The sequence below is a fragment of the Enterobacter sp. AC1 genome (genome assembly GCF_050434705.1).
In the GTDB taxonomy this organism is placed as follows: domain Bacteria; phylum Pseudomonadota; class Gammaproteobacteria; order Enterobacterales; family Enterobacteriaceae; genus Enterobacter; species Enterobacter cloacae_L.
Genome location: NZ_JBNDIZ010000006.1, coordinates 280,285 through 292,608, shown reverse-complemented (window position 1 = coordinate 292,608; position 12,324 = coordinate 280,285). Strand labels below are relative to the sequence as shown.

At 54.9% G+C, this 12,324-nt stretch carries 12 protein-coding genes; 6 read left to right on the top strand and 6 right to left on the bottom strand.

The genetic code is table 11. The features are described 5' to 3' along the window. Window positions 1–22: 22 nt before the first annotated feature. The 6 genes from accC to M2433_RS18075 form a co-directional block, all read right to left on the bottom strand. The gene (gene accC / locus M2433_RS18100; protein WP_023333644.1) at window positions 23–1,372 is read right to left on the bottom strand and encodes an acetyl-CoA carboxylase biotin carboxylase subunit; all 1,350 of its coding nucleotides are present in this window, start codon (window positions 1,370–1,372) and stop codon (window positions 23–25) included. 10 nt (window positions 1,373–1,382) lie between these two features. Continuing rightward, window positions 1,383–1,844: an acetyl-CoA carboxylase biotin carboxyl carrier protein gene (gene accB, locus M2433_RS18095; protein WP_010436174.1), complete on the bottom strand. Its 462-nt coding sequence runs from the start codon at window positions 1,842–1,844 to the stop codon at window positions 1,383–1,385. 21 nt (window positions 1,845–1,865) lie between these two features. Continuing rightward, the gene (aroQ, locus tag M2433_RS18090) at window positions 1,866–2,318 is read right to left on the bottom strand and encodes a type II 3-dehydroquinate dehydratase (RefSeq protein WP_032642454.1); all 453 of its coding nucleotides are present in this window, start codon (window positions 2,316–2,318) and stop codon (window positions 1,866–1,868) included. Window positions 2,319–2,552: 234 nt separating this feature from the next. Next, window positions 2,553–3,152, bottom strand: coding sequence for a protein-methionine-sulfoxide reductase heme-binding subunit MsrQ (msrQ, locus tag M2433_RS18085; RefSeq protein WP_059312136.1), 600 nt, complete (start codon window positions 3,150–3,152; stop codon window positions 2,553–2,555). Continuing rightward, entirely contained in the window at window positions 3,153–4,154 is a 1,002-nt protein-coding gene (gene msrP / locus M2433_RS18080) for a protein-methionine-sulfoxide reductase catalytic subunit MsrP (protein ID WP_047347660.1), read from the bottom strand. A gap of 77 nt (window positions 4,155–4,231) precedes the next feature. Continuing rightward, complete coding sequence (locus M2433_RS18075; protein WP_429055725.1) at window positions 4,232–5,206, bottom strand: MDR family oxidoreductase; 975 nt, start codon at window positions 5,204–5,206, stop codon at window positions 4,232–4,234. A 182-nt stretch (window positions 5,207–5,388) separates the two neighbouring features. Here M2433_RS18075 and csrD point away from each other — a divergent pair, with 182 nt between their 5' ends. The 6 genes from csrD (at window position 5,389) to rng (ending at window position 12,284) form a co-directional block, all read left to right on the top strand. Next, window positions 5,389–7,329 carry an RNase E specificity factor CsrD gene (gene csrD, locus M2433_RS18070; protein ID WP_429055726.1) on the top strand — a complete coding sequence of 647 codons (1,941 nt, stop codon included), beginning with the start codon at window positions 5,389–5,391 and terminating at the stop codon, window positions 7,327–7,329. A 282-nt stretch (window positions 7,330–7,611) separates the two neighbouring features. Beyond that, window positions 7,612–8,655, top strand: a complete 1,044-nt coding sequence (mreB, locus tag M2433_RS18065) for a rod shape-determining protein MreB (protein WP_000913396.1) — start codon at window positions 7,612–7,614, stop codon at window positions 8,653–8,655. Window positions 8,656–8,717: 62 nt separating this feature from the next. Continuing rightward, window positions 8,718–9,734, top strand: a complete 1,017-nt coding sequence (gene mreC / locus M2433_RS18060) for a rod shape-determining protein MreC (RefSeq protein WP_023309400.1) — start codon at window positions 8,718–8,720, stop codon at window positions 9,732–9,734. After that, a complete protein-coding gene (gene mreD / locus M2433_RS18055) occupies window positions 9,734–10,222 on the top strand; it encodes a rod shape-determining protein MreD (protein WP_023309399.1) in 489 nt (162 codons plus the stop codon). Before mreC ends, mreD begins: the two co-directional genes overlap by 1 nt. A 9-nt stretch (window positions 10,223–10,231) precedes the next feature. Next, complete coding sequence (locus tag M2433_RS18050; protein ID WP_059312140.1) at window positions 10,232–10,825, top strand: Maf family protein; 594 nt, start codon at window positions 10,232–10,234, stop codon at window positions 10,823–10,825. Further along, window positions 10,815–12,284, top strand: a complete 1,470-nt coding sequence (gene rng, locus M2433_RS18045) for a ribonuclease G (RefSeq protein ID WP_010436156.1) — start codon at window positions 10,815–10,817, stop codon at window positions 12,282–12,284. Before M2433_RS18050 ends, rng begins: the two co-directional genes overlap by 11 nt. Window positions 12,285–12,324: the final 40 nt, after the last annotated feature.

Genomic DNA, 12,324 nt, shown 5'->3' with positions numbered 1-12,324 from the left:
GCCTTTTAGCAAAGATGCTGTATTACTTCTCGTTCAGACCGAGTTTTTTCTCCAGATAGTGGATATTGGTTCCACCATTCTGGAAGTGCTCGTCGCTCATGATACGCATCTGCAGATCAACGTTGGTTTTGATTCCGTCGATGATCAGCTCCTGCAGGGCGTTCTTCATGCGGGCAATCGCCACGTCACGGTTTTCGCCATAGCAGATAAGCTTGCCGATCATTGAGTCATAGTACGGCGGTACGGTGTAACCGGCGTAGATATGAGACTCCCAGCGCACGCCAAAGCCACCCGGCGCGTGGAAACGCGTGATTTTACCCGGGCTTGGCAGGAAGGTGTTCGGGTCTTCGGCGTTAATACGGCACTCTACCGCATGGCCTTTTACCACAACTTCTTCCTGCTTGATGGACAGCGGCTGGCCTGCAGCGATGCGCAGCTGTTCTTTGATCAGGTCAACGCCGGTGATCATTTCGGTAACCGGGTGTTCAACCTGAATACGGGTGTTCATTTCAATGAAGTAGAACTCGCCGTTTTCGAACAGGAACTCGAAGGTACCCGCACCGCGATAGCCGATATCGACACACGCTTTGGAGCAACGCTCGCCGATGTAGCGACGCAGTTCCGGGGTAATGCCCGGTGCTGGTGCTTCTTCGACCACTTTCTGGTGACGACGCTGCATGGAGCAGTCACGTTCTGCCAGATAGATGGCGTTACCCTGACCGTCTGCCAGCACCTGAATTTCGATGTGGCGTGGGTTTTCCAGGTATTTTTCCATGTACACCATGTCATTGCTGAAAGCGGCTTTCGCTTCAGCTTTGGTCATGGAGATGGACTGAGCCAGTTCAGCATCGCTGCGCACAACGCGCATACCGCGACCGCCACCGCCGCCGGACGCTTTGATGATAACCGGGTAGCCAATGCGTTTAGCATGAGCACGGTTAGCATCCATGTCGTCGGTCAGAGGGCCGTCAGAGCCTGGTACGGTTGGTACACCGGCTTTTTTCATCGCGGTGATTGCAGACACTTTGTCGCCCATCAGGCGGATAGTGTCGGCTTTCGGGCCGATGAAGATAAAGCCAGAGCGTTCAACCTGCTCAGCAAAGTTGGCGTTCTCAGAGAGGAAGCCGTAACCCGGATGAATTGCCACCGCGCCGGTGATTTCAGCGGCGCTGATGATAGCCGGGATGTTCAGATAGCTTTTTACGGACGGAGCCGGGCCAATACAGACCGTCTCATCCGCCAGCAATACGTGTTTTAAATCGCGATCCGCGCTTGAGTGCACAGCGACGGTCTTGATGCCCAGTTCTTTACAGGCACGAAGAATACGCAGAGCAATCTCGCCGCGGTTGGCGATAACAATTTTATCCAGCATGTTCGCCTCGTTACTCGATGACGACCAGCGGCTCGTCAAATTCAACCGGCTGACCACTTTCGACCAGAATCGCTTTCACAGTACCTGATTTGTCTGCTTCGATCTGGTTCATCATTTTCATCGCTTCAACGATGCACAGGGTATCGCCTACGTTGACTTTCTGACCCACTTCGATGAACGCCTTCGCGTCCGGGCTCGGGGTGCGGTAGAAAGTACCAACCATTGGGGAACGTACGATGTGACCACTGATTTCTGCTGCAGCGGCAGGTGCGGCTTCAGCTGCTGGTGCAACGGCTGCGGAGAGCGCAGGCTGCTGCACTGGCGCAGCATAAGCCTGCTGCATTACCGGGAAGCTAGCGGCTGGGGCTGCACGGCTGATGCGTACAGACTCTTCGCCTTCAGAAATTTCCAGTTCGGAGATGCCTGATTCTTCAACCAGCTCGATCAGTTTTTTAATCTTACGAATATCCATGAGTGGGTTCCGTACTCTTGTTTAGTGTGATTGTGACAAGCGTTTTACCGCTGTCTGTAAAGCGTATGAATAGCCGTCAGCGCCCAGTCCGCAGATAACGCCAGCAGCGATATCCGACAGATACGAATGGTGGCGGAACGGCTCTCGGGCGTGCACATTACTCAGGTGGATCTCGATAAACGGGATACTCACCGCGAGCAGTGCGTCGCGGATAGCAACACTGGTGTGCGTAAACGCGGCCGGATTAATCAGGATATAGTCCACAGTGTCTTTAGCCTGATGAATACGGTCGATGAGTGCGTACTCCGCATTCGACTGAAAATGATCCAAATCCACATTCAGTGACGCTGCTTCCGTTCCCAGACGGTTAACAATTTCACTTAATGTCAGCGTGCCGTACTTCTCTGGCTCACGGGTGCCGAGCATGTTCAGGTTCGGTCCGTTCAAAACTAAGATATGGAACTTATCAGTCATTGTGCTGCCATCTCCTGCGATTTTCCGGTAAAAAACAAAATATACCTTCGAAGCGCAATTGTCACCTTTTCAGAGGCTTAAAACCGCTGTCAGGCGAACCAAGGTCGCACATTATAACGATTTCGTAGCATTTAGCAGCTAAATACTGGTCTTATCAGGGAAGATTATCAACCGCTATCCGAAAAAGATTTGCGGTTGACGGGGAATCTGCGGGAAAACGCACAGTTTCGCTAACTATCGCAACCACTGGCGGAACTTCTTGTAACGCCATGCTAAAAGCGCCACGGCCGCCAGTGCGTAAAGGACTGGCTGAGGCGAGAGGATCTTCACCGACCAAAGGTAATGAATGGGGGCGAGGATCGCGACAAGATAGACGAAGTTGTGCAACAGTTGCCAGCGCCTGCCCAGCTTACGCTGCGCATACTGCGTAGACGTCAGCGCTAACGCCAGTAAAACCAGCCAGCTCACGATACCCAGCGTCAGATAAGGACGTGTCACCAGTTCGCGGCCCAGCAGCGCCAGATTGTTAATGCCCAGTTCCAGCAGGGCATAGCTGGTAAGGTGCAGCGTCGCCCAGGCAAAACACCATAGCCCCAAAAGCCGACGGGTTCGTATCAATAATGGCTGTTTAGCGTAACGCGCCAGCGGCGAGACGAGCAAGGTCGCCAGCAAAAATTTCAGAGCCATCCGACCCGTAAAATGCTGAATATCCTTGGCCGGGTCTGCGCTAAAGAGCCCCTGGCTGGCGGCCCAGAACAGCCATATAAAAGGAAGTAACCCGGCCAGGTGCAGCAGCACCTTCAGCCAGGTAATCTGCTTTGCCGTTAAACGCACTTAGAAATTCTCCCGTAAATTCAGCCCACGGTAGAGAGAGGCCACTTCATCCGCGTAGCCGTTAAACAGCAGCGTAGGCTGGCGCTTGACGTCCAGCGCGCCGCCGGAACCGATAAAACGCTCGGTTGCCTGCGACCAGCGTGGGTGATCTACATGCGGATTCACGTTCGCGAAGAAACCGTATTCGTCCGGCGCCGCCAGATTCCAGGTGGTTGGCGGACGTTCGCGAGTGAGCTTAATGCTGACGATAGATTTAATCCCTTTGAAGCCATATTTCCACGGTACGGTTAAACGGATGGGGGCGCCGTTCTGCGGGGGAAGCGCTTTGCCATAAACGCCGACGGTCAGCAGGGTAAGGGGATGCATCGCTTCGTCGAGACGTAACCCTTCAACATAGGGATACTCCAGCCCGCCGCCGATAAACCGGTCTTTCTGCCCTGGCATCTCGTCCGGCGCATAACGCGTCTGAAAAGCGACATATTTTGCGTTGCTGGTGGGCTCAGCCATCGCCAGCAATTTATGCAGCGGGAAGCCTACCCAGGGCACCACCATCGACCACGCTTCCACGCAGCGCATGCGATAGATACGCTCTTCGAGGGGAAAACGGGTGGTGAGATCGTGATGGTCCAGCGTCAGGGGTTTTGCCACTTCGCCCTCAATTTTCAACGTCCACGGATCGGTTTTGAGGCTGCCTGCGTTAGCAGCAGGATCGGCCTTATCGAGACCAAATTCGTAGAAGTTGTTGTAGCCGGTAACTTTATCTTCCGGCGTGAGCGTCAGTTTATTTTGCCATTGGGCGGGTTTCGTGAAGGTGAGCGGTGCGCCGGAAGGCGCCTTTGGCCGATCGTTACCTTTAAACCAGTCGAGCAGGTCGGCGTGTGCCGCCGGTGAGAGCGTGAGCGCGGTGGCGCTGATGCCAAGCATTTTCAGGATCTGGCGGCGCTGTAACATAAAGACAGACTCAGACGTTACGTCGGCTTCCGTCAGTTTTCGGTTTTTCATGGCATCCTCCGTCATGCGTTTTTCTAAGCATGACGGAGGAGAGGGATTCGCGCGAATATGTCACGAAAATTTGAAGATTAGGCGATTTTCACCAGCGCGCGACCGTGGAACTGATTATCCATGATTTTACTGGCGTATTCCGGCGCCTGGCTGAGGGTTATCTCCGTTGCGCTCTGGGTATAGAAGGAGTCCGGCAGATCGCGCACCAGCCGTTCCCAGGCTTCAAGACGGCGGGCTGGCGGGGTCATCACGGAATCCACACCCTGCAGGCGTACGTTACGCAGAATAAATGGCATCACGGTGGTTGGCAGGGCAAACCCTCCCGCCAGTCCGCAGGCTGCGACGCAGCCGCCGTAGTTCATCTGCGCCAGCACTTTTGCCAGCACCTTATCACCGACGGTATCCACCGCGCCTGCCCAGAGCTGTTTTTCCAGAGGACGGGTTTCGGCAAACTCGTCGCGGCCAAGAATGCGGCTGGCACCGAGCTGACGCAGGTAATCGTGGGTGCTTTCGCGGCCCGACACCGCAGCGACCTGATAGCCCAGCTTGTGCAGTAGCGTTACGGCCGTGCTGCCCACGCCACCGCTGGCGCCGGTGACGACCACTTCACCCGACTCAGGGCGGACGCCCGCATCCTCCAGCGCCATCACGCACAGCATGGCGGTAAAGCCTGCCGTGCCGATAATCATCGCTTTGCGGCCATCCATGCCTTTCGGCATCGGCACAAGCCAGTCGCCCTTAACGCGCGCCTGCGTTGCCAGACCGCCCCAGTGATTTTCACCGACGCCCCACCCGGTAAGCAGCACCTGCTGGCCCGGATGGAAGCGCGGATCCTCGCTGGTATGAACCCGGCCAGCAAAATCAATTCCTGGCACCATCGGGAAATTTCGGATGATTTTACCCTTACCGGTGATAGCCAGCGCGTCTTTATAATTTAAACTGGACCAGTCGATGTCGACGGTTACTTCGCCTTCCGGCAGGCGACCCTCTTCAACCGCCTGCACTGAGGCAAGCGTTTTGCCGTCCTGCTGTTCTAAGATCAAAGCCTGCATACGGGGTCCTCTCGACTCAGATGATTGGAAAATAATTTCTGAAGACTATACTCGCTCAGGGAAACGCAGTGCCGATTTAACGCAATAAATTGCCAGATACACCAGGTTTGGTAGTATGCCGCATTTGAAATGCAAGTTAGCGCTTACTCGCTACCCCATCAACCCACGGAGTAATCTCAAGGATGCGATTAACGACGAAGTTCTCAGCTTTTATCACCTTGCTGACGGGGCTGACCATTTTTGTCACGCTTCTGGGCTGCTCTCTAAGCTTTTACAACGCCATTCAGGACAAGCTGGTCAACCGGGTACAGTCTGTCGCATCGGTGATTGATACGCGTCTGCTAACGACGCCGCTGCCGGCGCTCTCACGCGAGCTCGATGAGTTGATGGTACCTGTTGATATTGTTCAGATCGACATCCAGCAGGGAAAGCATCGCGTTTTAAGCCATGAACGTCAGGGTAGTTATCGCCCCGCGGGCGTGGTGAGCCAGTACCGGGAAGTGACGGTGCACTCCCTCAAAAATCCGGGCATGACCATCCACATGGTCTACCTCGATCCGATGGCCAGCTATTTCCGTTCCATGATGACCACCGCGCCGCTCACCGTCGCCGTGGTGTTTATTGTCCTGCTGATCTTTCTCGCGGTCCGCTGGCTGCGGCGCCAACTTTCTGGTCAGGAGCTGCTGGAGCTCCGCTCCTTGCGGATCCTTAACGGTGAACGCGGCCCGCAGGTGCGCGGCTCAGTTCATGAATGGCCTTCACGCGCCAGCAGCGCGCTGGATACGCTACTCTCCGAAATCCAGTTTGCCAGCGACCAGCGCAGCCGTATGGATACGCTGATCCGCTCGTATGCCGCACAGGATAATAAAACTGGCCTGAACAACCGCCTCTTCTTTGATAATCAGCTCGCCACGCTGCTCGACGATTCGGAAAAGGTGGGGACACACGGGGTGGTGATGATGATTCGCCTGCCCGATTTCGATCTCCTGCGCGACACCTGGGGACAGCGGGCCGCGGAAGAAAATCTCTTTACGCTGATTAACCTGCTCTCCACCTTTATTATGCGCTACCCGGGCGCGCTGCTGGCCCGCTATCACCGCAGCGACTTTGCCGTATTGCTGCCTCATCGCACGCTGAAGGAGTCCGAAAGCATCGCCAGCCAGCTGCTGAAGGCGGTGGATGCGCTGCCGCAGAGCAAAATGCTCGACAGGGACGATATGGTGCACATGGGGATCTGCGCCTGGCGCGGTGGGCAATCGACAGAACAGGTGATGGAACACGCCGAAGCCGCCACCCGCAACGCCGTTCTGCAGGGGGCAAACGGGTGGGCGGTTTATGATGACTCACTGCCGGAAAAAGGGCGCGGTAACGTGCGCTGGCGAACGCTGATTGAGCAAATGCTTAGCCGCGGCGGGCCTCGCATTTATCAAAAACCCGCGGTCATGAAAAATGGCAACGTCCACCACCGTGAATTGATGTGTCGTATTTTTGACGGCACGGAAGAGGTTATCTCTGCGGAATATCTGCCGATGGTGCTGCAATTTGGGCTGTCCGAAGAGTATGACCGGCAGCAAATTACCCGGCTGATTCCGTTTTTATCCTTCTGGCCTGAAGAAAACCTCGCGTTACAGGTCACCGTGGAGTCGTTAATACGCCCACGTTTTCAGCGCTGGCTGCGTGATACATTAATGCAATGCGAAAAATCGCAACGCAAACACATTATTTTTGAACTTGCTGAGGCGGATGTAGGTCAACACATCAGCCGGTTACGCCCGGTGGTACGTTTGATCAATGCGCTCGGCGCGCGTGTCGCGGTGACGCAGGCAGGTTTAACGCTGGTCAGTACCAACTGGATCAAGGAGCTGGATGTGGAGTTATTAAAGCTACATCCAGGCCTGGTAAGGAATATTGAGAAGCGTACGGAAAACCAGCTGCTGGTACAGAGTCTGGTAGAAGCATGCAAGGGAACGCGGACACAAGTATTTGCTACGGGCGTGCGCTCCAGAAGCGAATGGCAGATGTTAAAAGAGCGCGGTGTTATGGGTGGTCAGGGGGATTTTTTTGCTGCCTCTCAACCGCTTGACACCAACGTGAAAAAATATTTGCAAAGATACTCTGTTTGACCTGCCGTTTACGCTGTTTTCACGTAGAATATCGCGCCTGTAGCTTTGAGTATATCGAGCAAAAAGCCAGTGAACGACCTTTAACGGGTTACAAATGTCAGTGGGGAACGCTACTGTTTACTCAGCCCTGAGGGAGTCAGGGGATGATTTTGTAACATCAGGAAACGTACTGCACAAATTTTCACCGTTGCAGATGATTTTTGCGCCTTGTCGCTGCTGCGTGTGGTTGGTAAAGTAAGCGGATTTTGTTTTCCGCCCCAGCTTTCAGGATTATCCCTTAGTATGTTGAAAAAATTTCGTGGCATGTTTTCCAATGACCTGTCCATTGACCTGGGTACCGCGAATACCCTTATTTATGTAAAAGGACAAGGCATCGTATTGAATGAGCCTTCAGTTGTGGCCATTCGTCAGGATCGTGCAGGCTCGCCGAAAAGCGTGGCCGCAGTGGGTCATGACGCGAAGCAGATGCTGGGTCGTACCCCTGGCAACATCGCCGCCATTCGCCCAATGAAAGACGGCGTTATCGCTGACTTCTTCGTGACTGAAAAAATGCTTCAGCACTTCATCAAGCAGGTTCACAGCAACAGCTTCATGCGTCCAAGCCCGCGTGTTCTGGTGTGTGTGCCGGTTGGCGCAACCCAGGTTGAACGTCGCGCAATTCGTGAATCTGCCCAGGGGGCAGGTGCACGTGAAGTGTTCCTGATTGAAGAGCCGATGGCTGCGGCAATCGGTGCAGGTCTGCCTGTTTCTGAAGCGACCGGTTCTATGGTGGTGGATATCGGTGGTGGTACCACTGAAGTGGCCGTTATCTCCCTGAACGGCGTGGTGTACTCCTCTTCCGTACGTATCGGTGGTGACCGCTTCGACGAAGCCATCATTAATTATGTACGCCGTAACTACGGTTCTCTGATCGGTGAAGCTACCGCAGAGCGTATCAAACACGAAATCGGCTCTGCTTATCCGGGCGATGAAGTGCGTGAGATCGAAGTACGTGGCCGTAACCTGGCTGAAGGTGTTCCACGCGGTTTTACCCTGAACTCCAACGAAATTCTGGAAGCACTGCAGGAACCACTGACTGGCATCGTGAGCGCAGTAATGGTTGCGCTGGAACAGTGCCCACCAGAGCTGGCGTCCGACATCTCCGAGCGCGGTATGGTTCTGACCGGTGGTGGTGCGCTGCTGCGTAACCTCGACCGCCTGTTAATGGAAGAGACAGGTATTCCTGTCGTAGTTGCAGAAGATCCACTGACTTGCGTCGCCCGTGGTGGTGGCAAGGCGCTGGAAATGATCGACATGCACGGCGGCGATTTGTTCAGCGAAGAGTAGTCGAGTTTGAGAGGGTAGCAATTTGCTACCCTTTCTCTCTGACGCGAGAATACGCATAGCCTATGAAGCCAATTTTTAGCCGTGGCCCATCGCTACAGTTTCGCCTCATTCTGGCGGTCCTGGTTGCGCTTGGGGTCATTATTGCCGATAGCCGCCTCGGTACGTTCAGCCAAATTAGAACGTACATGGATACCGCCGTCAGTCCTTTCTACTTTGTATCAAATGGTCCCCGTGAACTGCTCGACTCCGTTTCTCAAACGCTGTCTTCGCGTGACCAACTCGAACTCGAAAACCGGGCATTACGTCAGGAACTGCTGCTGAAAAACAGCGAGCTGCTGATGCTGGGGCAGTATAAGCAGGAAAACGCGCGTCTGCGTGAGCTGCTCGGCTCGCCGCTGCGTCAGGATGAGCAGAAAATGGTGACGCAGGTGATCTCCACCGTGAACGACCCTTACAGCGATCAGGTTGTGATCGACAAAGGAAGCGTGAACGGCGTGTATGAAGGTCAGCCTGTTATCAGTGATAAAGGCGTTGTGGGACAAGTTGTTGCCGTGGCCAAACTGACCAGCCGCGTGCTGCTGATTTGCGATGCCACGCATGCGCTGCCGATCCAGGTTCTGCGTAACGATATTCGCGTAATTGCAGCCGGTAACGGCTGTACGGACGATCTGCAGCTGGAACACCTGCCTGCTAACACGGATATCCGCGTGGGTGACGTCCTGGTGACCTCCGGTCTGGGCGGACGCTTCCCTGAAGGCTATCCGGTTGCGGTTGTCTCGTCAGTGAAGCTGGATACTCAGCGTGCCTATACCGTGATTCAGGCGCGTCCAACCGCCGGTTTACAGCGTCTGCGCTATCTGCTGCTGCTGTGGGGTGCCGATCGCAATGGTGCTAACCCGATGACGCCTGAAGAGGTGCATCGTGTGGCGAATGAACGCCTGATGCAGATGATGCCGCAGGTTCTTCCGCCTGCGGATTCCATGGGGCCGCCTGCGCCAGTCCCGGCGCCGGCAACAGGGTTAACGCAGCCGCTGCCGGATGCGCCGCCACCGCCTAAACTCTCTTCGGGAGGGCAGTAGTGGCAAGCTATCGTAGCCAGGGGCGCTGGGTCATCTGGCTCTCGTTTCTCATTGCACTGTTACTGCAAGTGATGCCCTGGCCGGATGACATTCTCGTTTTCCGGCCAAACTGGGTATTGCTCATTTTGCTCTACTGGATCCTCGCCCTGCCGCATCGCGTAAATGTCGGCACAGGTTTTGTGATGGGTGCCATACTGGATCTCATTAGCGGCTCTACGCTTGGCGTGCGTGCCTTGTCCATGAGCATTATTGCGTACCTCGTCGCACTCAAGTTCCAGCTCTTTCGTAACCTTGCGCTCTGGCAACAGGCCCTGGTGGTGATGTTATTGTCGCTCGCGGCGGATATCGTTGTTTTCTGGGCAGAGTTTTTAGTGATCAACGTCTCTTTCCGACCGGAAGTATTCTGGAGTAGTGTAGTAAACGGTGTGCTCTGGCCATGGCTGTTCCTGCTGATGCGTAAGGTTCGCCAGCAGTTTGCTGTGCAATAAAAGGTTTCTATGACGTCTTTGTATCTCGCTTCCGGCTCCCCGCGCCGTCAGGAACTCCTGACGCAGCTAGGGGTGTCTTTTGAACGCATTGTGACCGGCATTGAAGAAAAACGTGCTGAGGGCGAAAGTGCTCAACAGTACGTGTCTCGCCTGGCGCGTGAGAAAGCGCAGGCTGGCGTAGCCAGCGTGCCTCGCGATCTCCCCGTGCTGGGGGCAGATACCATCGTTATCCTTAACGGTGAAGTGCTTGAGAAACCGCGCGACGCCGCTCATGCAGCGCGCATGCTGCGCAAACTGTCCGGACAAACGCATCAGGTGATGACGGCCGTCGCGCTGGCTGACAGCCAGCACGTGCTGGATTGCCTGGTGGTGACGGATGTGACATTCAGAGTACTTACCGACGACGACATCGCCGCTTATATTGCCAGCGGTGAACCGATGGATAAAGCAGGTGCATACGGTATTCAGGGGCTGGGTGGCTGTTTTGTCAGGAAGATTCATGGCAGCTATCACGCCGTAGTCGGCTTACCGCTGGTGGAAACGTATGAGTTGCTGAGCAATTTTAACTCACTGCGTGAGGGAAGGGATAATTATGACGGCTGAATTGTTGGTAAACGTAACGCCATCGGAAACCCGTGTGGCCTATATTGATGGTGGCATTCTTCAGGAAATTCATATTGAGCGTGAAGCGCGGCGCGGAATAGTAGGCAATATCTACAAAGGTCGTGTCAGTCGTGTACTACCGGGTATGCAGGCGGCTTTTGTAGATATTGGACTGGATAAGGCGGCATTTTTACATGCCTCCGATATCATGCCGCACACCGAGTGCGTTGCGGGCGAAGAGCAAAAGCAGTTTGCCGTGCGCGATATTTCTGAACTGGTGCGTCAGGGACAGGATCTGATGGTGCAGGTGGTGAAAGACCCCCTCGGTACCAAAGGCGCGCGACTGACCACCGACATCACCTTACCTTCCCGCTATCTGGTCTTTATGCCCGGCGCGTCGCACGTGGGTGTTTCGCAGCGTATAGAGAGCGAAACCGAGCGCGAGCGTCTTAAAAAAGTGGTCAGCGCCTACTGCGATGAACAGGGTGGGTTTATCATCCGTACTGCCGCGGAAGGGATCAGCGAAGAAGATCTGGCGTCTGATGCGGCCTATCTGAAGCGCGTCTGGACCAAAGTGATGGAGCGTAAGAAACGCAACCAGACCCGCTACCAGCTCTATGGTGAGCTGGCCCTGGCTCAGCGTGTTTTGCGTGACTTTGCCGATGCGCAGCTCGACCGCATTCGCGTGGACTCTCGCCTGACCTATGAAGCCCTGCTGGAGTTTACCGCCGAATATATCCCCGAGATGCCCGGCCTGCTGGAGCATTACTCAGGGCGTCAGCCGATCTTCGATCTCTATGATGTTGAAAACGAGATCCAGCGCGCGCTGGAGCGTAAGGTCGAGCTGAAATCCGGCGGGTATCTGATCATCGATCAGACCGAAGCGATGACCACCGTCGATATCAACACCGGCGCGTTTGTTGGCCATCGCAACCTGGATGACACTATCTTCAATACCAACATCGAAGCCACCCAGGCGATTGCGCGCCAGCTTCGTCTGCGCAACCTGGGCGGCATTATCATCATCGACTTTATCGATATGAGTAATGAAGACCATCGCCGCCGCGTGCTGCACTCGCTTGAGCAGGCGCTGAGTAAAGATCGCGTGAAAACCAGCATCAACGGTTTCTCACAGCTGGGGCTGGTGGAAATGACGCGCAAGCGTACCCGTGAAAGCGTTGAGCATGTGCTGTGTAATGAATGCCCAACCTGCCATGGACGCGGAACGGTAAAGACGGTTGAGACCGTCTGCTACGAAATCATGCGTGAGATCGTTCGTGTTCATCATGCCTACGACTCCGATCGTTTTCTGGTCTATGCTTCCCCTGCGGTGGCTGAAGCGCTGAAAGGCGAAGAGTCACACGCGCTGGCGGAAGTGGAAATCTTTGTCGGCAAACAGGTAAAAGTACAAATTGAACCGCTCTATAACCAGGAGCAGTTCGACGTCGTGATGATGTAAGACGCAGTACGCTGCGTGACGAAAGCTGACAAGGAGAGAT

Excerpts from the sequence above, each read along its gene's own strand:
- M2433_RS18075 (WP_429055725.1), bottom strand. The coding sequence starts at position 5,206 with ATGCAGGCTTTGATCTTAGAACAGCAGGACGGCAAAACGCTTGCCTCA.
- M2433_RS18050 (WP_059312140.1), top strand. The coding sequence starts at position 10,232 with ATGACGTCTTTGTATCTCGCTTCCGGCTCCCCGCGCCGTCAGGAACTC.
- accC (WP_023333644.1), bottom strand. The coding sequence starts at position 1,372 with ATGCTGGATAAAATTGTTATCGCCAACCGCGGCGAGATTGCTCTGCGT.
- mreC (WP_023309400.1), top strand. The coding sequence starts at position 8,718 with ATGAAGCCAATTTTTAGCCGTGGCCCATCGCTACAGTTTCGCCTCATT.
- msrP (WP_047347660.1), bottom strand. The coding sequence starts at position 4,154 with ATGAAAAACCGAAAACTGACGGAAGCCGACGTAACGTCTGAGTCTGTC.
- accB (WP_010436174.1), bottom strand. The coding sequence starts at position 1,844 with ATGGATATTCGTAAGATTAAAAAACTGATCGAGCTGGTTGAAGAATCA.
- aroQ (WP_032642454.1), bottom strand. The coding sequence starts at position 2,318 with ATGACTGATAAGTTCCATATCTTAGTTTTGAACGGACCGAACCTGAAC.
- mreB (WP_000913396.1), top strand. The coding sequence starts at position 7,612 with ATGTTGAAAAAATTTCGTGGCATGTTTTCCAATGACCTGTCCATTGAC.
- csrD (WP_429055726.1), top strand. The coding sequence starts at position 5,389 with ATGCGATTAACGACGAAGTTCTCAGCTTTTATCACCTTGCTGACGGGG.
- rng (WP_010436156.1), top strand. The coding sequence starts at position 10,815 with ATGACGGCTGAATTGTTGGTAAACGTAACGCCATCGGAAACCCGTGTG.